At 76.2% G+C, this 20,024-nt stretch carries 20 protein-coding genes and 1 pseudogene; 11 read left to right on the top strand and 10 right to left on the bottom strand.

Features of this window, described 5'->3' with window-relative positions; all coding sequences use genetic code 11:
- Nucleotides 1–78: 78 nt before the first annotated feature.
- The 3 genes from ACI79O_RS04110 to ACI79O_RS04100 form a co-directional block, all read right to left on the bottom strand.
- Nucleotides 79–1,725 carry a carbamoyltransferase family protein gene (locus tag ACI79O_RS04110; RefSeq protein ID WP_456886758.1) on the bottom strand — a complete coding sequence of 549 codons (1,647 nt, stop codon included), beginning with the start codon at nucleotides 1,723–1,725 and terminating at the stop codon, nucleotides 79–81.
- A 102-nt stretch (nucleotides 1,726–1,827) separates the two neighbouring features.
- Nucleotides 1,828–3,540, bottom strand: coding sequence for a RecQ family ATP-dependent DNA helicase (locus ACI79O_RS04105; RefSeq protein WP_456913435.1), 1,713 nt, complete (start codon nucleotides 3,538–3,540; stop codon nucleotides 1,828–1,830).
- Between the two features lie 91 nt (nucleotides 3,541–3,631).
- Entirely contained in the window at nucleotides 3,632–4,846 is a 1,215-nt protein-coding gene (locus ACI79O_RS04100) for a DUF2786 domain-containing protein (protein ID WP_456913434.1), read from the bottom strand.
- A gap of 120 nt (nucleotides 4,847–4,966) precedes the next feature.
- Between ACI79O_RS04100 and ACI79O_RS04095 the strand changes: the two genes are divergently transcribed.
- On the top strand, nucleotides 4,967–5,362 hold the full coding sequence (locus tag ACI79O_RS04095) for a TOBE domain-containing protein (RefSeq protein ID WP_456886762.1): 396 nt from the start codon (nucleotides 4,967–4,969) through the stop codon (nucleotides 5,360–5,362).
- A 79-nt stretch (nucleotides 5,363–5,441) separates the two neighbouring features.
- On the opposite strand, the gene ACI79O_RS04090 is transcribed toward ACI79O_RS04095, so the two are convergent.
- The gene (locus tag ACI79O_RS04090; RefSeq protein ID WP_456886764.1) at nucleotides 5,442–5,651 is read right to left on the bottom strand and encodes a TOBE domain-containing protein; all 210 of its coding nucleotides are present in this window, start codon (nucleotides 5,649–5,651) and stop codon (nucleotides 5,442–5,444) included.
- 121 nt (nucleotides 5,652–5,772) lie between these two features.
- Between ACI79O_RS04090 and modA the strand changes: the two genes are divergently transcribed.
- The 7 genes and pseudogenes from modA (at nucleotide 5,773) to ACI79O_RS04055 (ending at nucleotide 11,265) form a co-directional block, all read left to right on the top strand.
- A complete protein-coding gene (gene modA, locus ACI79O_RS04085) occupies nucleotides 5,773–6,573 on the top strand; it encodes a molybdate ABC transporter substrate-binding protein (protein ID WP_456913433.1) in 801 nt (266 codons plus the stop codon).
- Nucleotides 6,570–7,367 (top strand): ABC transporter permease, encoded by a 798-nt coding sequence (locus tag ACI79O_RS04080; RefSeq protein WP_456874829.1) that lies wholly within the window; start codon nucleotides 6,570–6,572, stop codon nucleotides 7,365–7,367. The genes modA and ACI79O_RS04080 overlap by 4 nt, the downstream gene beginning before the upstream one ends.
- A 29-nt stretch (nucleotides 7,368–7,396) precedes the next feature.
- Nucleotides 7,397–7,840: pseudogene (locus ACI79O_RS04075) on the top strand (ATP-binding cassette domain-containing protein); the annotation flags it as partial.
- A gap of 120 nt (nucleotides 7,841–7,960) precedes the next feature.
- Complete coding sequence (locus ACI79O_RS04070) at nucleotides 7,961–8,416, top strand: TOBE-like domain-containing protein (protein ID WP_456874894.1); 456 nt, start codon at nucleotides 7,961–7,963, stop codon at nucleotides 8,414–8,416.
- A gap of 117 nt (nucleotides 8,417–8,533) precedes the next feature.
- On the top strand, nucleotides 8,534–9,115 hold the full coding sequence (locus ACI79O_RS04065; protein ID WP_456886768.1) for a nucleotidyltransferase family protein: 582 nt from the start codon (nucleotides 8,534–8,536) through the stop codon (nucleotides 9,113–9,115).
- Nucleotides 9,112–9,537, top strand: a complete 426-nt coding sequence (locus tag ACI79O_RS04060; protein ID WP_456886769.1) for a molybdenum cofactor biosynthesis protein MoaE — start codon at nucleotides 9,112–9,114, stop codon at nucleotides 9,535–9,537. The genes ACI79O_RS04065 and ACI79O_RS04060 overlap by 4 nt, the downstream gene beginning before the upstream one ends.
- A 135-nt stretch (nucleotides 9,538–9,672) precedes the next feature.
- On the top strand, nucleotides 9,673–11,265 hold the full coding sequence (locus ACI79O_RS04055; RefSeq protein WP_456886771.1) for a SpoIIE family protein phosphatase: 1,593 nt from the start codon (nucleotides 9,673–9,675) through the stop codon (nucleotides 11,263–11,265).
- 7 nt (nucleotides 11,266–11,272) lie between these two features.
- Here ACI79O_RS04055 and ACI79O_RS04050 read toward each other — a convergent pair whose 3' ends face one another.
- From ACI79O_RS04050 to ACI79O_RS04025, 6 genes are all read right to left on the bottom strand, one after another.
- Entirely contained in the window at nucleotides 11,273–11,494 is a 222-nt protein-coding gene (locus ACI79O_RS04050; RefSeq protein ID WP_456874825.1) for a hypothetical protein, read from the bottom strand.
- The gene (locus ACI79O_RS04045) at nucleotides 11,491–12,540 is read right to left on the bottom strand and encodes a hemolysin family protein (protein WP_456886773.1); all 1,050 of its coding nucleotides are present in this window, start codon (nucleotides 12,538–12,540) and stop codon (nucleotides 11,491–11,493) included. Before ACI79O_RS04045 ends, ACI79O_RS04050 begins: the two co-directional genes overlap by 4 nt.
- Nucleotides 12,533–13,918, bottom strand: coding sequence for a hemolysin family protein (locus ACI79O_RS04040; protein ID WP_456913432.1), 1,386 nt, complete (start codon nucleotides 13,916–13,918; stop codon nucleotides 12,533–12,535). The genes ACI79O_RS04045 and ACI79O_RS04040 overlap by 8 nt, the downstream gene beginning before the upstream one ends.
- Before the next feature lie 60 nt (nucleotides 13,919–13,978).
- Complete coding sequence (locus tag ACI79O_RS04035; protein WP_456874822.1) at nucleotides 13,979–14,227, bottom strand: MoaD/ThiS family protein; 249 nt, start codon at nucleotides 14,225–14,227, stop codon at nucleotides 13,979–13,981.
- 3 nt (nucleotides 14,228–14,230) lie between these two features.
- Nucleotides 14,231–15,280, bottom strand: a complete 1,050-nt coding sequence (moaA, locus tag ACI79O_RS04030; RefSeq protein WP_456913431.1) for a GTP 3',8-cyclase MoaA — start codon at nucleotides 15,278–15,280, stop codon at nucleotides 14,231–14,233.
- Nucleotides 15,281–15,427: 147 nt separating this feature from the next.
- Entirely contained in the window at nucleotides 15,428–16,315 is an 888-nt protein-coding gene (locus ACI79O_RS04025; protein WP_456913430.1) for a hypothetical protein, read from the bottom strand.
- Nucleotides 16,316–16,504: 189 nt separating this feature from the next.
- On the opposite strand from ACI79O_RS04025, the gene ACI79O_RS04020 reads away from it, so the two are divergent.
- From ACI79O_RS04020 to ACI79O_RS04010, 3 genes are all read left to right on the top strand, one after another.
- Complete coding sequence (locus ACI79O_RS04020) at nucleotides 16,505–17,740, top strand: MFS transporter (RefSeq protein ID WP_456886779.1); 1,236 nt, start codon at nucleotides 16,505–16,507, stop codon at nucleotides 17,738–17,740.
- Nucleotides 17,737–18,918 (top strand): GNAT family N-acetyltransferase, encoded by a 1,182-nt coding sequence (locus tag ACI79O_RS04015; protein WP_456913429.1) that lies wholly within the window; start codon nucleotides 17,737–17,739, stop codon nucleotides 18,916–18,918. Before ACI79O_RS04020 ends, ACI79O_RS04015 begins: the two co-directional genes overlap by 4 nt.
- Before the next feature lie 102 nt (nucleotides 18,919–19,020).
- Nucleotides 19,021–19,860: an aldo/keto reductase gene (locus ACI79O_RS04010; RefSeq protein WP_456886783.1), complete on the top strand. Its 840-nt coding sequence runs from the start codon at nucleotides 19,021–19,023 to the stop codon at nucleotides 19,858–19,860.
- Nucleotides 19,861–20,024 lie beyond the last annotated feature (164 nt).

Here is a 20,024-nt window from a genome sequence, read left to right as displayed (position 1 = left end):
CGGTTCCCGTGCACCCGGTCTTCGCAACGGGCGGCCGCCGCGGTTCGCCCCTCCCCCGGACGGAGGAGGGGCGACCGGTCAGGGGCGCGGCGTGCGGCTCGGCCGGCGGACGACGAACGGGCCGATGGCCAGCAGGTCGACCGGGGCCGAGCCGAAGCACTCGAGGGCGTCGCGCGGGTCGTCGACCATCGGCCGCCCGGCGGTGTTGAGGCTGGTGTTGACCACGACCGGCAGCCCGGTGTGCCGCTCGAACGCCGAGATCATCCGGTGCACCAGGGGCTCGGTCTCGGGGTCGATGGTCTGGATGCGCGCCGTCCCGTCGACGTGGGTGACGGTGGGGATGCGGTCGCGCCACTCCTCGGCGACGTCGTGGACGAAGAGCATGTAGGGCGAGGGGACCGGGCCGCGGCTGAAGATCTCCGGCGCCCGCTCCAGCAGCACCATCGGCGCCACCGGGCGGAACTGCTCGCGGCCCTTGACGTCGTTCATCCGCTCCAGGTTGGCCTCGAAGCCGGGGTGGGCGAGCAGCGACCGGTGGCCGAGCGCGCGCGGGCCGTACTCGCTGCGGCCCTGGAACCAGGCCACGATGCCGTTGTCGGCGAGGACCTCCGCGACGGCCTCGGCGACGTCGTCGGGCCGCTCGTAGTCGATGGCCGCCGTCTGCAGCCACCGCTCGATCTCGTCGTCGCCCCAGCTGCGGCCCAGCGCCGCGCCGGGCATCGGCTCGGTGCGCTCGCCGAGCTCGTGCGCCACGTGCAGGGCGCTGCCGAGTGCGGTGCCGGCGTCGCCGGCGGCCGGCTGCACCCAGACGTCCTCGAAGGGCGTCTCGGCCAGGATGCGGGTGTTGGCCACGCAGTTGAGCGCGACACCGCCGGCCATGGTGAGCGTCTTCTCGCCGGTCTGCTCGTGCACCCAGCGGGCGAGGTCGACCAGGACCTCCTCCAGCCGGGTCTGGACGCTGGCGGCGAGGTCGGCGTGGTCCTCCGTCCACTGGTCGCCCTTGCCCAGGCGCGGGGCGAACTCGGCGAAGTCGATCCGCTCGGTGACGAAGCCGCCGTCGCCGGTGGGCCGGATGAGCTCCGACAGCTCGCCGAGGAACCGCGGCTTGCCGTAGGAGGCCATCGCCATGACCTTGAACTCGTCGGAGCTGCGCAGGAAGCCCAGGTGGTCGGTGAGCTCCTCGTACATCAACCCGAGGGAGTGCGGCAGCGCCTGGCCGGCGAGGACCTCCAGCTGCCCGTCGACGTAGCGGCCGGCGAGGTGGCTGTGCGCCTCGCCGCGGCCGTCGAGCACGAGGACGGCGTTGTCCCGCTGCGGAGCCGCCTTGCCGGCGGAGGCCGCGTGCGCGACGTGGTGCTTGACGAAGCGCACCTTCGCCGGGTCGAGGCCGGGCAGGGCGTGCGCGAGGAAGTCCGGCGCCATCTCGGCGTACCGCTTGCGCATGGTGTCGCCGTCGTCGAAGAGACCCGAGTCCTCGGGCGTGCCCATGAGGGCGGGGTCGAACGAGTAGGCGACGGCGTCGAGCTCCTCGGGGCGGATGCCGGCCTCGGCCAGGCACCAGGCCGCCGACAGCTCGGGCAGCTCCCAGGCGCTCCAGGGCAGGGGGCGCTTGCCGTGCTTGCGCCGGCTGAAGCGCTCCTCCTCGGCCGCGGCCACGACCCTCCCGTCGACGACGAGCGCCGCCGCGGGGTCGTGGTAGATGGCGTTGATGCCGAGGACCTTCACGTGCGCACTCCTCTCGCCCGGGCGCGGCGCCCGGTCCTCGGCTGATCATCGCGGCGCCCCGGCCGCTCCGCAGGGTGAGCACACGATGAGGTGCCCGGCCGGTCAGGCGCCACGGACCCGCAGCAGGTCGTTCGCCTCGATCGCCCGGAGCGCGAGGGTCTTGTAACCGACCTCCTCGAACAGCACCACGACCCGGTCGTCCTCCACCCGCATCACCACGCCGGGACCCCACTCGGTGTGCTCCACCGGGGTCTCGGGGGCGAAGGGGGTGTCCGCGTCGTCGGCGGAGGGCTGCTCGTGCGCGGTGCCGTTCGAGCAGGTGTCGCAGTTGCCGCACGGCTCCTCGAGCTGCTCGCCGAAGTAGCCGAGCAGGTACTGGCGGCGGCACTCGGTGGTCTCGGCGTAGCCGCGCATCATCTCCACCCGGCTCTGGTCGACCCGCTCGTGGTGCTCGGCGAGCTCGCGGGCGGCCGCGGCGGCGTCACCGGGGGAGGGCGCCCCCTGCGCGGGGTGGGCCGCGCCCTCCTCGTCGAGGACGACGGCCGACACCTGCTCGAGCAGGTTGAGGTCGCGGGCCAGCGGGGTGGCCCCGCGGCCGGTCTCGTCGCGCAGCTGCCGGACGTCGACGCCGTCGTCGATGCCGGCCGCCGGTGCGGCGGCGACCAGCCCGGCCACCTGCTGCAGCTCCTCCGCGGCCGGCGCGCCCGCGGCGAAGAACCGCCGCAGCCCGAGGTCCTCCTGCCGGTACACCAGGACGGCGAGGGCCGGCCGCCCGTCCCGGCCCGCGCGGCCGATCTCCTGGTAGTAGCTGTCCACCGAGTCGGCGGGCTCGGCGTGCACCACGAACCGGGTGCCCGGCTTGTCGATGCCCATGCCGAAGGCCGTGGTGGCGACGACCACGTCGAGCTCGTCGTCCATCCACGCGCGCTGGGTGTCCTCGCGCTCGCCCTTCCTCAGGCCCGCGTGGTAGGGCCGGGCGCGCAGACCCCGCTCGGTGAGGGCGTCGGCGAGGTCGGTGGTGCCCTTGCGGGTGGCGCTGTAGACGATGCCGGGGCCGCGGCCGGCCTCTACCTCGCCGGCGGCGCGGTCGATGACGGCGGCGCGCTTGGCGTGCGCGTCGGCGTGGTGGTCGACCTCGAGGCGGATCTCGGGCCGGTCGAACCCGGCGACGACGACCTCGGGCTCGCGCATCGCCAGCCGCTCGACGATCTCGGCCCGCACCGGGGGCGCGGCGGTCGCCGTCAGGGCGAGGACGGTCGGGTGGTCCAGCTGCTCGACCACCTGACCCAGCCGCAGGTAGTCGGGGCGGAAGTCGTGGCCCCAGGCGGAGACGCAGTGCGCCTCGTCGACGACGAACAGGGCGGGCCGGGCGTCGCGGAGGGCGGCCACCACCTCGGGCTTGGCCAGCTGCTCGGGCGCGAGGAACAGGTAGCGGACCGTTCCGTCCTCCACGCCCTGCAGGGCCGCGTGCTGGTCGCCGGCCGACAGGCTGGAGTTGAGCTGGGCGGCCCGGCCGGCGTCCTCGCCGAGCTCGGAGAGCCGCTCCACCTGGTCGCGCTGGAGGGCGATCAGCGGCGAGACGACGACCACCGGACCGTCGAGCAGCTGGCCGGCCACCTGGTAGACGGCGCTCTTGCCGGCACCCGAGGGCAGCACCGCGAGCGTGTCCCGGCCCGACAGGACCGCCTGCATGGCGCGCTCCTGGCCGGGGCGGAAGTCGTCGAAGCCGAGGACGTCGCGGGCCGTCTCCCGCAACCGGCGGGTGCGGACCGACGCCGAGCCTCCGGCGGGGTTCTCGCGAGGGGTGCGGGACACCGCCCGCCGCTGCCCGGGGCCGGAGATCGGCAAACGGACGGCAGGCGGCCCGGGGCGCCGTGGGGAGGCGTCGGGAGGTGCGGCCGGGCGCTCACCGGAGGTGCGCACGGCGGGTCCCGACGTCGGCGGAGTCCGCGGCCGCCCGGCCGGCCCACCAGCCCGCGCCGTCGACCGACGAGCGGCTGCGGTTGCTGCGCACGCGGGGGAACAACTCGGTGAACGCGTCGTCGACGGCCGCCTGCCGCGAGCGCAGCACCGGCCGCAGGTCGACCCCCTGCTCCGCCGCGGCCGCCCGGGTGGCCCGTTCCCGAGCACCGGTCAGCCGCTCGCCGATGCGTCCCGCGTAGCCGAGCAGGAACGCCCGCCGGAAGGCGCGGGAGGCCGACCGCCGCCCCGCCGCTCGTTCGGCCGCCGCCAGCGCCTGCCCGACCTGCAGCAGCAGCGAGGTGAACAGCAGCTCGACGGCGTCGAGGTCGGCGGCCACGCCGACCAGCGTCGCGATGCCCAGGCCCCGGTACCAGACCAGCCGCACCCCGTTGGCGTCGGCGACCGCCCCGAGCAGCTGGGTCTTGGCCTGGACGTACGGGTCGTCGACGTGCACCCGACGGGTCGCGACCGCCGCGGCCGCCGCCGTCCCGCTGCCGGCGTCGAGCAGGGCCGCGTCGACGGCGTGGCGGGTCATCAGCTCCTGCGCCTTGGCGGTCAGCGCCTCGGCCTCCTCGGGGAACTCCGTGGACTCCGCCTTGTCGAGCAGCGCCCGGATGCGCCGCAGCGCCCGCGCGTCCCCGGTGCCGGGGGCGACCGTGTGCCGGACGCCCGGACCCCACCGCGACGGCGGGGGGACGAGCACCTCGAGGCGCGCGGTGGTCCGCAACAGCCCAGCCAGGCGCAGCACGATCCGCCACGCGTCCGCGGGCGGTCTGCCCTCCCGGCGGTGCCAGGCACCCACCACCCCGGGATCGCCGTCAGCAGGCACCCCGAGCTCGCGCAGCTGCCCGAGCCAGGCATCCGGTGCACGGGCGGCCGCACCGGTGCGCCGCGCGTGCTCGCCGATGAGCGCCACGGCCAGCGGCACCGAGGCGGCGGTCGCCTCCTTCCGCGCCAGGTGCACGACGTCGGCCGGCTGCCAGCCGCGCTCCCACGTGTCGGCCAGGGCGGCGAGCAGCTCGCGCGTGGCAGTGCCGGTGACGTCGACCCCCGGCCGGTGCACAGCCAGGGTGGCAGCGAGCTCCGACGCCACACCGGCGTCGGTCAGCAGGCCGCCGCGGAAGCGGAGGAGGTCGGTGAGCCAGGCGTCGTCGAACACCACCCGATGGTCGCGCCGGGGCCCGTCGCCGCCCGGGAGGGCCTGTGGACGGCGGGTGCCGGTCCCCAGGCCGCCGCGGCACCGCGGGGAGTGTCGTACCGGCGACTAGGGTCGCCCGGCGTGAGCGCGAGCTACCGGATCGCCGAGGCCGCGGCGCTGCTGGGCGTCAGCGACGACACGGTCCGCCGCTGGATCGACAGCGGGCGGCTCCCCGCGTCCCGGGTGGGCGGCGGCCCCGCGCACGTCGACGGCGCCGACCTCGCCCGCCTGGCCACCGAGCTGCACGACGCGCCCGAGCCCGGCACGACCCGCGGCTCCTCGGCCCGCAACCGGCTGGCGGGCATCGTCACCCGCGTCGTCCGCGACACCGTCATGGCACAGGTGGAGATCCAGGCCGGGCCCTTCCGGCTGGTCTCGCTGATGTCCCGCGAGGCGGCCGACGAGCTCGGTCTCGACGTCGGCGTGCGCGCCGTGGCCACCGTCAAGGCGACCCAGGTGAGCGTCGACGTGCCGTGAGCAGCATCGTGTGGCTCGGCCCGCTCGCAGGGACCCGCCCCGAGCGGAGCGAGGGGTGGGGGGCGAGGGGGTCCTTCTCCTAGTCCTCCACGGCGAGCATCACCTCGGTCGACTTCACCAGGACGACGACCGGCGAGCCGACGGCCAGTCCCAGGTCCTCCACCGCCTCCTTGGTGATCGACGCGGTCATCTCCTGGCCGGAGACGTCCACCTTCACGGTCGCCATCACCGACCCCGGGGTGACCGCGGTGACGGTGCCGGACAGCTGGTTGCGCGTGGACAGTCGCATGTGCGCATCCTGGCGGATCTGCGGAGGCCGCGGCCGTCTGCACGGCCGCAGTTCCGGGCCGTCGTCGGCTATCGTCCCGCAGGCGCGGATCGGCGGATCCGCCCGGCGGTGAGGAGACCCGATGCGCGTGCGGAGCACGGCGGTGCTGGTGGCGGTGACCCTGGGGGCGCTGAGTGCCTGCGGCGGGGACGACGGCGCGCAGGCATCGGGCACCACGTCGGCGTCCGCGTCCGACGACGGCGGTCTCACCGGCACCCTCACCGTCTTCGCCGCCGCCTCGCTCACCGACGTCTTCACCGGCCTCGGACAGCAGCTGGAGGGCGACAACCCGGAGCTGACCGTGCAGTTCAACTTCGCCGGCAGCTCCGCGCTGGCCACCCAGCTCACCCAGGGCGCCCCGGCCGACGTGTTCGCCTCGGCCAACCCCGCGCAGATGACGGTGGTCACCGACGCCGGCCTCGGCGACGGCGAGCCGACGGTCTTCACCGCCAACGTCCTGCAGATCGCCGTCCCCGCGGGCAACCCGGCCGGGATCACCGGCCTGGCCGACTTCGGCCGCGAGGAGCTCACCCTCGCCGTCTGCGCGCCCGAGGTGCCCTGCGGCGCCGCGTCGGAGGACGTGTTCGCCGCCGCCGGCGTCACCCCGCGCCCGGACACCCAGGAGGAGGACGTGCGGGCGGCGCTGACCAAGGTGGAGCTCGGTGAGGTCGACGCCGCCCTGGTCTACGCCACCGACGTCACCGCCGCCGGCGACGCCGTCGAGGGCATCGCCTTCCCCGAGGCCGAGGACGCCGTCAACGACTACCCGCTGGTCACCCTGGCGGACGCGCCCAACCCGGACGCGGCGCAGGCCTTCGTCGACCTCGTGCTCTCCGACGACGGGCAGCAGGCGCTCGAGGCGGCCGGCTTCCGCTCCCCGTGACCCGCGGCCGCACCCCGGCACCGCTGCTGGTCCCGGCGGCGCTCGCCGTCGCCTTCCTCGTCCTGCCGCTGGCCGGGTTGCTGGTCCGCACGCCGTGGTCGCAGCTCGGCAGCCTGCTCACCGCACCCGGCGTCGGCCAGGCGCTGCGGCTGTCGCTGGTGTCGGCCACCCTCGCCACGCTCGTCTCGGTCGTGCTGGGGGTGCCGCTGGCCTGGGTGCTGGCGCGGTCGCGGGCGCGCGGCCGGGCGCTGCTGCGCGCGCTGGTCACCGTGCCGCTCGTGCTGCCGCCCGTGGTCGGCGGCGTCGCGCTGTTCCTCGTGCTCGGCCGCCAGGGGATCATCGGGCGCTGGCTGGCCGAGACCACGGGCGTCACCATCCCGTTCACCACCACCGCCGTGGTCATCGCCGAGACGTTCGTGGCGATGCCGTTCCTCGTCATCAGCGTCGAGGGCGCGCTCCGGGCCGCCGACGTCCGCTACGAGGACGCCGCCGCCACGCTCGGCGCCGACCGGTGGACCACCTTCCGCCGCGTCACGCTGCCGCTGGTGGCACCGGGCGTGGCCGCCGGCGCGGTGCTGTGCTGGGCGCGGGCGCTGGGCGAGTTCGGCGCCACGATCACCTTCGCCGGCAACTTCCCGGGGACGACGCAGACCATGCCGCTGGCGGTCTACCTGGCGCTGCAGCGCGACCCGCAGGCGGCGATCGTGCTCTCGCTGGTCCTCCTCGTCGTCTCGGTGGCCACGCTGCTCCTCCTGCGGGACCGCTGGCTCGGGCGCTCGGGGGCGGCCGCGTGAGCCTCGCCGCGCACGTCGTCGTCCGCCGGGGCCCGCTGACCGTCGACGTCGCCTGCGAGGTCGACGACGGGGAGGTCCTCGCCGTCCTCGGGCCCAACGGGGCGGGGAAGTCCACGCTGCTGCGGGTGCTGGCCGGGCTGCTGCCCCCCGACGGCGGGCGGGTGGTCGTCGACGGCGCGACCTGGGACGACGTCGGGGGCCGGGTGCACCTGCCCGCCCACCGCCGCCCGCTGGGGATGGTCTTCCAGGACCACCTGCTCTTCCCGCACCTGTCGGTGCTCGACAACGTCGCCTTCGGCCCGCGCACCCGCGGGGCGACCCGGGCCGCGGCGCGCCGGGCGGCGGCCGCGTGGCTCGAGCGGGTCGGCATCGCCGACCTCGGCCACCGGCGGCCGGGCCAGCTCTCCGGCGGGCAGGCGCAGCGCGCCGCGCTGGCCCGGGCGCTGGTCGGCGACCCGGCGCTGCTCCTGCTCGACGAGCCGCTGTCGGCGCTCGACGCCCGCACCCGCCTCGCCGTCCGGGCCGAGCTGCGCCGGCACCTCGCCGACTTCGGCGGCAGCGCCGTGCTGGTCACCCACGACCCGGTCGACGCCATGGCGCTCGCCGACCGGGTCCTGGTCGTCGAGGACGGCGCGGTGGTGCAGGCCGGGGCGCCCTCGGACGTGGCCCGGCACCCGCGCACCGACTACGTCGCCCGGCTGGTCGGGCTCTCGCTGCTGCCCGGCACCGGCGAGGGCCTGACCGTGCGCCTCGACGGCGGGGGAGCGGTCACCGTCGCCGAGCCGGCGCAGGGGCCGGTCCTGGTCGCGGTGCGGCCGGAGTCGGTGGCGCTCTACCCGTCGCGGCCCGAGGGCAGCCCCCGCAACGCCTGGCCGGCGACGGTGGCCGGCGCGACGCCGCACGGGTCCACGGTGCGCTGCGAGCTCGACGGCGAGGTGCCGCTGCTCGCCGACGTGACCGCGACGGCGTTCGCCGAGCTCGGCCTCGCCCCCGGCTCGCGGGTCTGGGCGGTGGTCAAGGCCTCGGAGGTCGCCGTCTACACGCGGTGAGACGGGTGGTCGATGATCAGGGTCCCTGATCGCAGGGCGTCCTCCCTCACGTCCCACCGCGAGGGAGGACGCCGCACGATCAGGTCACCTGATCATCGGCGGGAGGACGCTGGGCGCATGAGCACGGTCGCCGGGCTGGTCCTCGCCGCGGGCGGGGGACGCCGCTACGGCATGCCCAAGGCCCTGGTCGAGTACGAGGGCAGCCTGCTGGTCGAGCGGGCCGTGCGGACGGCGCGGGCGGTGTGCGACCCCGTGCTGGTGGTCCTCGGGGCGCGGGCGGTCGACGTCTGGCGCAGCGCGGACCTCGACGGCGCGACCGTCCTGGCCAACCGCGACTGGGAGACCGGCATGGCCTCCAGCCTGCGCACCGGCCTCGACGGCCTGCGCGGCTGGCCGGGACGGGTCGACGCCGCGCTGGTCACGCTGGTCGACATGCCGGGCATGACGCCGGCCGCCCTGCGCGCGGTCGCCGCCCTCGCCGCGCCGGACGCGCTGGCGGTCGCCACGTACGACGGCGTCCGGGGCCACCCGGTGCTGCTCGGCCGGGACCACTGGGCCGGGGTGGCGGGCACCGCGACCGGCGACGAGGGCGCCCGCCGCTACCTCGCCGCCCACGCCGTCACCGAGGTCGACTGCACCGGCCTGGCCGACCCGGTCGACCTCGACGTGCCGCCCGGCGGGGTAGCTTCGGGCCCGTGATCGCCGGCCACCTGATCGCCCGAGTCGTCGACGAGCCGCTGTCGGTCGCCGAGCACGAGCAGGCGGTGGCCGACTCCGGTGCCGGCGCCGTCGTCTCCTTCTCCGGCGTCGTGCGGGACGTCGACGGCGGCCGGCCGGTCACCGAGCTCGAGTACGTCGGCCACCCCACGGCCGGCGAGGTCATCACCGGGCTCGCCGAGGAGTTCGCCGCCCGGCCCGAGGTCCGGGCGGTCGCCGTCTCGCACCGCGTCGGGCTGCTGGGCATCGGCGACGTCGCCCTGGCCTGCGCGGTCAGCGCCGCGCACCGCGGGGAGGCGTTCCGGGCCTGCGCGGAACTGGTCGACGAGGTCAAGAAGCGGCTGCCCATCTGGAAGCGGCAGGTCTTCGCCGACGGCGAGGAGGAGTGGGTGGCCTGCCCCTGAGGCGGCAGGTCACGTCCCGGTCGGCACCCGGCCGGGTTCCTTGACCGGCGGTGGGCGTCTGGCACACCATGCGCCGGGGCTCCAAGGGCGGGGCGACGTCCCCGGTGTGCCCTGACAGCGCGAGGACGGGAGCAGGTGCCGGTACACGCACAGCGCGATCCCGTGCTCGAGGCGATGCCCCTGGGCTACATCGCCGTCGACCGCGACTGGCGGATCACCTACGTCAACGGCGCGGGCGAGGCCGTCGTCGGCGGGACGTGGGACCAGCTCGTCGGGGCCTGCTTCTGGGAGTCGTTCCCGTTCAACGTCGACAGCGAGTTCGGCCGCACCTACCGCGAGGTGCTGGCCACCGGCCGGGCCCGGACGGTGGAGGCCTTCTACCCCGAGCCGCTCGACCGCTGGTTCGAGGTGCGCGCCGTCCCGCTCGGGAACGGCCTGGCCCTGTACTTCTCCGACACCACCGCCCGGCGCACCGCGCAGGACCGGCTGGCCCTGCTCGCCCGCGTCGGGGCGGAGCTGACCGGCACGCTCGACCTCACCGAGGCGGTGCGGCGCATCCCCCGCCTGGTCGTGCCCGAGCTCGGCGAGGCGTGCCTGCTCACCGTCCTCGACGACGACGGCCGGCCCCGCGACCTGGGCTCGTGGCACGGCGACCCGGCCCGCCGCGACCTGCTCCGCCGCTACGCCGCCGTCCGGCTGCCCGGGATGCCGGCCGCCGCGCCGGTGGTCCGCGCACTGGCCGGCGAGACGGTGGAGGCCGACGGCGCCGACGTCCTCGCGGCCATCCTGGACGCCGAGGCGCGTGCCCTCTACCGGCAGCTCGGCGGTCCCGACGTGCTCGCCGTCCCGCTGCCCGGCCGCGCGCGGGTGATCGGCGCGCTCACGTTCCTCTCCGGCACCGGGGCGAGCACCTCACGCGTCGACCCCGTGACCGCCCGCGAGGTCGCCGGCCGGGTGGGGCTGGCCCTGGACAACGTGCGGCTGTTCGCCCGCCAGCGACAGCTCGCCGAGGCGCTGCAGCGCAGCCTGCTGACGACGCCGCGCGGGTCCCGGCTGGGCCGGCTGGTCGTCCGCTACACCCCAGCCGCCGAGGCGGCCCGCGTGGGCGGCGACTGGTACGACGCCTTCGCCCAGCCGGCCGGGGCGACGACGCTGGTCATCGGCGACGTCGTCGGGCACGACACCGAGGCGGCCGCGGCGATGGGCCAGCTGCGGTCGCTGCTGCGCGGCATCGCCGCCTACAGCGACGCCGGCCCGGCCGAGGTGCTGCGGGGCCTGGACCGCGCCATGGCCACGCTGGCGGTCGACACCTACGCCACCGCGGCGGTGGCCCGCTTCGAGCAGACGCCGGAGGAGGCGGCGGCCGGCCGGGCCCGGGTGTGCTGGTCCAGCGCCGGCCACCTGCCCCCGCTGGTCCTCGACCCCGCCGGGCGGCTGCTCGACCTGCCCCCGGTGCCCGGCGACCTGCTGCTGGGCGTCGACCCGGACAGCCCGCGGCACGAGAGCGCGCTGGTCCTGGAGCGCGGCAGCACGGTCCTGCTGCACACCGACGGCCTGGTGGAGCGCCGCGACGTCGACCTCGACACCGGGCTGGCCCGGCTGGCCGACGCGGTGACCGACCTGGCCGGGCGCCCCCTCGACGAGCTCTGCGACGAGGTGATCGAGCGGCTGGTGCACGGCCGGCCCGAGGACGACGTCGCGCTGGTGGCCCTGCGCCTGGGCGGCTGACCGCCGGTCAGCCGACCGGGGTCTGGCCGTCCTCGTCGGTGGGCCGGGTCCCGCCGTGCCGCCGGCCGGCCTCCTCGGCGCGCTCCTCCTCCAGCTCGACCTCGGCCTCGAGCCGGTGGGCCTCGCCGGCCACCTGCGCGGCCGCGTCGCCGTGCGTCTCGCCGTACAGCTCCTCGGCCCGGCCCAGCAGCTCCTCGGCCTTGGCCTTCGTCCTGTCGATGAAGCTCATCGTGCTCCCGTCCTCTCCTGACCCCGGTGTGCAGCATCGCGGATCTCGCCGACCAGTTCCTCGAGGATGTCCTCGAGCGCCACGACGCCGACCACCCGGCCGCCGTCGGTGACCGCGGCGAACTGGGCCCGGCCGGCCTGCATCACGCCCAGCGTGCGCCGCAGGTCGTCGTCGGCGGCGACGCGCGGGAGCGGGCGGGTGATGTCGCGGACCCGCGGCTCGGGCGCGCCGTCGGCGACCAGCACGTCCTTGACGTGCACGTAGCCCAGCAGCCGGTCGCCGTCGGCCACGGGGAAGCGGGAGAAGCCGGTGGCGGCCGCGGCCCGCTCGACGGCGGCGGTGTCGTCACCGGGCGCGACGACGGTCAGCGCGGCGCGGGGGATGAGCACCGAGCGGGTGTCGCGCTCCTCCAGGCCCAGGGCGCCGGTGAGCAGCTCGAAGCCGCGCTCGTCGAGCAGGCCGCCGGCGCGCGACTCGCCGATGAGCCCGGCCACCTCGTCGCGGGTGAAGGCGCTCGTGACCTCGTCCTTGGGCTGGACGCCCAACAGCCGCAGCACCCCGTTGGCCAGCGCGTTGAGCGTCACGATCACCGGCTTGAGCACCGTGACGACGGCGGCCAGCAGCGGGGCGAGCACCAGCGCGGCGCGGTCGGGACCGGCCAGCGCCAGGTTCTTGGGCACCATCTCGCCGATCACCACGTGCAGCGCGACGACGACGGTCAGCGCGATGACGAACGAGATCGGGTGCACCAGCGCCTCGGGCACCGACAGCGCCGCGAAGACCGGCTCGAGCAGGTGCGCCACGGCGGGCTCCCCGATGGCGCCCAGGCCCAGCGAGCAGACGGTGATGCCCAGCTGCGCGCCGGCCATCATCAGCGACACCCGCTCCATCGCCGCGAGCGTGGTGCGGGCGCGGCGCGAGCCGGCCTCGGCCAGCGGCTCGATCGACGAGCGGCGCGCCGAGATGAGCGCGAACTCCGCGCCGACGAAGAAGGCGTTGGCCAGCAGCAGCACCACGGCGACCAGCACGCCGACCCAGTCACCCACGGTCCTCGTCCTCCTCGCCGGTGGTGGCGGGCAGCTCGCCCACGACCGCCCGCTCCACCCGGGTGCCGTCGACCCGTTCGACCCGCACCCACACGCCCGCGGGCAGGCCCTCGGCCTCGGCGGCCAGCTCGGGCGGCAGGACCGGCCGGGCCTCGATGCGGTCGCCGACCTCGGGGATGCGGCCCAGCACGTGCAGCACCAGCCCGCCGACGGTCTCCCAGTGCCGGTCGGAGGGGACCGACAGGCCGGTCGCCGCGGCCACCTCGTCGGGCCGCAGCAGCCCCGACACCGACCAGGTGCCGTCGTCGCGCGCGACGACGTCGTCGCCGGCCTCCTCGTCGTGCTCGTCGGCCAGGTCGCCGACCAGCTCCTCCACGAGGTCCTCGACGGTCACGACGCCGTCGGTGCCGCCGTACTCGTCGACGACGACGGCCATCTGCAGGCCACCGCGGCGCAGGTCGCCGAGCAGGTCGTCCAGGCGCCGCGAGGTGGGCACGAACAGCGGCGGCAGCATCACCGCCGAGACCGGGGTGGCGGCCCGCCGGTCCCGCGCGACGGCGAGGGCGTGTTTCACGTGGACCATGCCGACGACGTCGTCGACGCCGGCGGCCGAGACGACCGGGAAGCGGGAGTGGCCGGAGTCGCGCGCCGCGGCGAGCACCTCGGCGACCGGCGCCGCGTCGAGCACGGTCGTCATGCGGGTGCGCGGGGTCGCGGCGTCGCTGGCCCGCAGCTCGCCGAAGGCCAGCCCGCGCTCGAGCAGGGTCGCCGTCTCCGTCGGCAGCGTGCCCTGCCGGCCCGACCGGCGGACGAGCGAGGTCAGCTCGTCGGGCGAGCGGGCGGAGGCCAGCTCCTCCTGTGGCTCGACGCCGAACAGCCGGCGCAGCGTCGCGTTGGCCCAGCCGTTGAGGAACCGGATGACCAGCGCGGTGGCCCGCGTGAAGCCGCGCTGGAAGCCGGCCACGGCGCGGGCGGTGCGCAGCGGCTCGCTGATGGCCACATTCTTGGGCACCAGCTCGCCGAACACCATCGTCAGCGCGGTGGCCAGCACCAGCGCGAGGGTGATCGACACCGAGCGCGCGGCGCCCCCGGAGAGGCCCACCGACTCCAGCGGCCCCCGCAGCAGGGCCGCGATCGAGGGCTCGGCGACGAAGCCGATGGCCAGGTTGGTGACGGTGATGCCCAGCTGGGCGCCCGAGAGCTGCGTGGACAGGGTCCGCAGCGCGGCGAGGACACCGGCCGACCCGCGCACGCCGGCCGCGGCCTCCCGCTCGACGGTGGCCCGGTCGACGGTCACCAGGGAGAACTCGAAGGCCACGAAGGCGGCGCAGGCGAGGACCAGGACGACGCCGACGAGGACGAGCAGCCACTCGATCACGAGCAGCTCCGGGGGAGCGGGGAGGGGTTCGTATGGTGAGGCTTGCTCACAGGGGGACGGTCAGCCTCCGGCGAAGGGGGGCAGCACGTCGACGACCGCCCCGGGTGACAGGTGCAACGCGCGGTTGCGCGTCTGCGTTCCGTCGACGAGGAACGAGCAGGCGGTGAGCACCCGCTCGAGGCGCTCGCCGTGGGCCTCGACGATCCGGCCGACCAGCTCGTCGAGCGTGCCGGCCGCGCAGGTCTCGGTGTCGACGCCGGCGGCGGCGCGGGCCCCGGCGAAGTAGCGGACGGTGACGGTCGGGGTCACCGGTCAGCCCCCGATGGCCGACATCGGCCGGCTCGGCTGCAGGAAGCTCGGGTCGTCGATGCCGTGGCCGGGCAGCTTCGCCAGCGTGGCGATCCGCCAGCGGTCGGCCAGCTCGGCGTCGGTGGCGCCGGCGCGCATCGCCGTCCGCAGGTCGGACTCCTCCCGGGCGAACAGGCAGTTGCGGACCTGTCCGTCGGCGGTGAGCCGGGTGCGGTCGCAGGTACCGCAGAACGAGCGGGTCACCGAGGCGATGATCCCGACGGTGGCCGGGCCGCCGTCGACCAGCCACCGCTCGGCGGGCGCAGAGCCGCGCTCCCCGGTGTCGGGCGTGAGCTCGTGCGCCGCCGACAACCGCTGCAGGACGTCCTCGGCGGTGACCATCTCGCCGCGGGTCCAGGCGTGGTGGGCGTCGAGCGGCATCTGCTCGATGAACCGCAGCTGGTAGCCCTGCTCGAGGCAGAAGTCGAGCAGCGGGACGGCGTCGTCCTCGTTGAGGCCGCGCAGCAGGACGGCGTTGACCTTCACCGGGGTGAGCCCGGCCTCCTGCGCGGCCCGCAGGCCGGCCAGGACGTCGTCGAGCCGGTCGCGGTGGGTCAGCTGCCGGAACCGCTCCCGGTCGAGGGTGTCGAGGCTGACGTTGATCCGGTCCAGGCCGGCGGCGGCGAGCGCGGGGGCGACGCGGGCCAGGCCGATGGCGTTGGTGGTGAGGCTGACCTCGGGCCGCGGGTGCAGCGCGGTGGCCGCCGCGACGATGCCGACCAGCCCCGGGCGCAGCAGCGGCTCGCCGCCGGTGAAGCGGACCTCGCGGATGCCGAGCTGCTCGACGCCGATGCGCACCAGCCGGGCGACCTCGTCGTCGGTGAGCTGCTCGACCTTGGGCAGCCACTGCAGCCCCTCGGGGGGCATGCAGTAGGAGCAGCGCAGGTTGCAGCGGTCGGTGAGCGAGACCCGCAGGTCGGTGGCGACCCGGCCGTGGCGGTCGACCAGCCCGCCGGTCCCCGGGACGCCGTCGGACGGACGGGTCCAGGGGTCGGGCAGCGGGGTGGCACTCACGAGAGGAATGTATGCGCGGGAGGGGACGACGTCGCCGGTGCCGACCGTGCCGCCCCCCGAGACGCCGCATCCGCGGACACGACCGGGCGATCCCGGCCGCGCCCGCGGATGCGGGGGCTGCACCGACGTTGCACGCCGGCGGGGCGGTCAGCCGATCGGGGTGGGTGCGGTCGGGTCCGGCGGGACCGGCACCGAGCCCTGGATGCGGTTGCGGGCCTGGCAGTCGGAGGTGCAGTTGGTGGCGCCGGCCGACAGCTCGACCGCGTCCTCCCCGAGCACGCCGCCCATCCGCCCGCCCGAGGCGACCGACCAGCGGCTCGTGGTCGCCGTCTGCTCGAGCCGGGTCGCCACCTGCGGGCTGTCCTTGCCGAGCAGCATCCGGTGGGTGGCGTCGGCGGCGATCCCGTCGCCGAAGTTGACCTTGCCGGTGTACTCGTTGACGAAGTAGTGGAGACCGGCGCCGAGGGTGTGGACGTACTCGACGGCCGTGCCGAACTCCTGCTCCATCTGGAAGATGCCGCCCTGCGGGGCGTCCTTGGACTGGACCTTGAACTTCCCGCCGGAGGCGGTGCTGAACGAGACCACCAGGACGTCGTCGCGCAGCCGCAGCTCGCTGATCCGCACACCGCGCAGCTGCGCGGCGGTGAGCACCGGCACCTTGGAGGAGAAGACGACGGTCTGTGCGGTGACCATGCGCTGCGGGTCCGGGGCGCCGGTCAGCGTGTAGTCGTAGACGCCGAGGGTGGCCGGGTCGAGGGTGTAGGTGACGTGCCGGCCGCGGACGGCGATCGGCCCGGTCGGGGTGGTGTCGCGCAGCCGGAACTCGTTGCCGGGGCCGGGGTTCGACGTCCGGCCGTTGACGGTGACCGCGAAGTCGCCACCGCTCGACGTCCCGGTGCCCCCGTCGTCGCTCCCGGAGGCCGAGGCGGTGCCGGGGACGAGGAGGGCCGCGAGGGCCAGGAGGGCGGGGAGCAGGGCCAGCAGCAGGCGCGGGGGCAGCGGGCGGGCCGGGCGCTGCAGGGGGGTCGGGGCCACGGGGCTCCTCGGGTCGGCGGGGCGGGCGCCGCACAGAGTGCGTGAAGCTTCATGCACCGGCGGTGACGACACGCACACGCTCCGAAACCCGGACGACGGGGACGCCCGCCGTTGTTACGGTCGCGTCGCCACCCGAGAGTCCGGCGGGCAGTCCCGCACTCGCCTGTGGCCAGGAAGCGCGAGAAGCCCGTGTCCCCCCGCACCGTCCTCCGACCCCTGCTCGGTCCCTACGCCCGCCTGTTCACCGCCGTCCCCGGTGCCGCGTGGTTCTCCCTCGCCGGGTGGGTCGCCCGGCTGCCGCTGCCGATGCTGGGCCTGGGCGCGGTCCTGCTCGTCGAGGGCGAGTCCGGCAGCTACGCGCTGGCCGGCGCCGTCTCCGGCACCCTCGCCCTGGTCGCCTCGGTCGCCGGCCCACAGTGGGCCCGGGCCATGGACCGCCGCGGCCAGGGCGCGGTCCTGCGCCTGGCGATGGTCGCCTACCTGGTCACCGGCCTGGCCTTCGTCGGCGTCGTCGTCACCGAGGCACCCACCTGGACCTGGTTCGCCCTGGCCGGGCTCACCGGCGCGAGCCTGCCCAACATCGGCGCGCTGGTGCGGGCCCGGTGGGCGGCCGCCCTCGCGGACGCCGAGCGTCGGCAGACCGCCTTCGCCTTCGAGTCGGTCGTCGACGAGGTCGTCTTCGTCGTCGGGCCCCCGCTGGTCACCGTGCTCGCCACCCTGATCGACCCGGCGGCGGGGTTCACGACCGGCGTCGTCCTCGGCACCGTCGGCGGCCTGTGGCTGGCGCGGCAGCGGGACACCGAGCCGGTCGTGGCCGCCGTGCCGGTCGACGGCGGGCGCCGGCGCCGGGCCGCCCTCGGGCCCGCGGTCCTGGTCGTCTGCGCCGCCTACCTCGGCGTCGGCACGGTCTTCGGCGCGATGGACGTGGTCGTCGTGGCGTTCGCCGAGGAGAGCGGGCAGCCCGCGCTGGCCGGCCTGGCGCTGGCGCTCTACGCCGGCGGCAGCCTGGTCGCGGGCCTGGCCTACGGGGTCGCGAGGCTGCCCGGCTCGCTGGCCGCGCGGTTCCTCGGCACCGCCGTCGCCTTCGGCGTGGCCGCCCAGGGCCTGTGGGCGGTGTCGTCGCTGCCGCTGCTGATCGGCGCCGGGTTCCTCGCCGGCCTCGCCGTCGCGCCGGTGCTGGTGTCGGGCGCCTCCCTCGTGGAGTCCCGGGTGCCGCGGTCGGCGCTCACCGAGGCGCTGTCGTGGACCAACACCGGGCTGACCGTCGGGGTCACGGCGGGCTCGGCGCTGGCCGGCGCCGCCGTCGACGCGTGGGGCGCGCAGGCGGCCTTCGCCGTCCCCGCGCTCGCCGCGGCCGCGGCCGGGCTGATCGGGCTGTCCGGGGCGCCGCTGCTGCGCCAGGCGCCCGAGCGGGTGCCGGTGTGACCGTCGTCGTCCGGCCGCTGGCCGACGACGAGCTCGCCGACGCGTGGGAGCTGGGCCGGCTGGCCTTCGGCGGACCGGCCACGGCGCCGGACTGGGCGCTGCGGCCGCTCGACGGGCTGCTGCGGCTCGGCGCCTTCGACGGACGGGGCCGGCTGGTCGGCAAGGCCACCGACGTCGGCCACCGGCAGTGGTGGGGCGGCCGGACGGTGGCGACGGCGGACGTCGGCGGGGTCGCCGTGCTGCCCGAGTACCGCGGCGCCGGGGCGGCCCGCGCGCTGCTCACCGACCTGCTCGCCCGCGGGCGCGAGCGCGGCGCCGCGGTCAGCGCGCTGTACCCGACCGTGTCGGCGGTGTACCGCCGGCTCGGGTGGGAGGTGGTGGGCGCGCTGCAGCGGGCCGACCTCGACACCGCCTCGCTCCCGTCGGCGCCGGTGGCCGGGGTGACGGTCCGCCCGGGTGAACCCGCCGACCTCGCCGTGGTCGCCGACCTGTACGAGACCCTGGCCCGCCCGCGCGCCGGGCTGCTCGTCCGCCGCGGCGGCGTCTTCGACCTGCCGCACGAGGGCCGGTGGCCCGACGGGGTGGACGGCGTCACCGTGGCCGAGGAGGACGGCGTCCCGACCGGGGCGCTGGTCTACGAGCGCGGCGCCGGCTACGGCCCCGAGGTCCTGCTCACCGTCCACGACCTGGTCGCGGTCACCGCCGGCGCCGCGCAGGCGCTGGTCGGGGTGCTCGCCGGGTGGCGCACCGTGACCCGCACCGTCCGGGTGCCCCTGCTGGCCGGCGACGCGGTGGCCGGGGCGCTGCCGCTCGAGCGCTCGGCGGCCGGCCCCGGCACGGCGTTCATGCAGCGCCCGGTCGACGTCGTCCGGGCGGTCGCCGACCGCGGCTGGCCGGGCTCGGTGCGCGGGCGGGTGGCCTTCACGCTGCTCGACCCCGTCGTGCCCGGGAACGCCGGTCCCTGGGAGCTCGAGCTCGCCGACGGCGCGGGGGAGCTGCGCCGTCCCGGTCGCGAGCCGGGGCTCGTGCTCGACGTCCGCGGCTTCACCCAGCTCTACTGCGGCGTCTCCGGCGGCCGCGCGGCGGCGCTGGCCGGGCTGGTGTCCGGCCCGGACGACCCGGCGGCGCTCGACCTGCTCGCCTGCGGGCCGCCCGCCCAGCTCCTCGACTACTTCTGACGGCGGGTTGAGCCCGGGGCTGCCGGGTAGGCGGAGGACCGGCAGGCCGTGCCCAGGTGAGCGCGCGGCGCCCCCCGTCCGTCACCAGCGAGAGGAGCCCCCGTGGCCAGCGTGCCCGCGATCCGACTCAACAACGGCGTCGAGATCCCCCAGTTGGGGTTCGGCGTCTTCCAGATCGAGCCGGAGAACACCGTCGAGGCCGTGCGCAACGCGCTCGAGGTCGGTTACCGCCACATCGACACCGCCGAGATGTACGGCAACGAGAAGGAGGTCGGCCAGGCCGTCCGGGAGTCGGGCATCGACCGGTCGGAGGTCTTCGTCACCAGCAAGCTGAACAACGGCTTCCACCGCCGCGACGACGCGCTGCGCGCCTTCGACCAGACGATGGACGACCTGGGCCTGGAGTACCTCGACCTGTTCCTCGTCCACTGGCCGCTGCCCACCATCGGCATCGACTACGTCGAGACGTGGAAGGCGATGGAGGAGATCTACGCCGGCGAGCGGTGCCGCGCGGTCGGCGTCTCCAACTTCAACCCGCACCACCTGCGCCGGCTGTTCGCCGAGACCGACGTGCGGCCGGCGGTCAACCAGATCGAGGTGCACCCCTACCTCGCCAACGACGAGGTGCGGGCGTTCGGCGCCGACCACGAGATCGTCACCGAGGCCTGGTCGCCGATCGCCCAGGGCAAGGTCCTCGACGACCCGGTGGTCGTGCAGGTCGCCGAGAAGGTGGGGCGGACGCCGGCCCAGGTCGTGCTCCGCTGGCACGTGCAGCGCGGCGACGTCGTCTTCCCCAAGTCGGTGACCCGCAGCCGCATCGAGGAGAACTTCGCCCTGTTCGACTTCGAGCTCGACGCCGGCGACATGACCGCGATCACCGCCCTCGACCGCGGCGAGCGCACCGGCCCCGACCCGGACACCTTCGACTACGTGCCGGGCTGACCGGAGGTCCCGGACGTGCCGAGATCACGCGATCTCGGCACGTCCGGGGCGCCGAGCCGGGGGGGGGGGGGGGGGGGGGGGGGGGGGGGGGGGGGGGGGGGGGGGGGGGGGGGGGGGGGGGGGGGGGGGGGGGGGGGGGGGGGGGGGGGGGGGGGGGGGGGGGG

Source organism: Geodermatophilus sp. SYSU D00696 (assembly GCF_054050235.1).
Note: the sequence above shows the minus strand (reverse complement) of the source record. Positions and strands in the feature narration are given on the sequence as shown.

Bases quoted from the DNA above. Each gene is read 5' to 3' on its own strand.
- ACI79O_RS04090 (WP_456886764.1), bottom strand. From the start codon at position 5,651: ATGCGACTGTCCACGCGCAACCAGCTGTCCGGCACCGTCACCGCGGTC.
- modA (WP_456913433.1), top strand. From the start codon at position 5,773: ATGCGCGTGCGGAGCACGGCGGTGCTGGTGGCGGTGACCCTGGGGGCG.
- ACI79O_RS04070 (WP_456874894.1), top strand. From the start codon at position 7,961: ATGGCGCTCGCCGACCGGGTCCTGGTCGTCGAGGACGGCGCGGTGGTG.
- ACI79O_RS04065 (WP_456886768.1), top strand. From the start codon at position 8,534: ATGAGCACGGTCGCCGGGCTGGTCCTCGCCGCGGGCGGGGGACGCCGC.
- ACI79O_RS04050 (WP_456874825.1), bottom strand. From the start codon at position 11,494: ATGAGCTTCATCGACAGGACGAAGGCCAAGGCCGAGGAGCTGCTGGGC.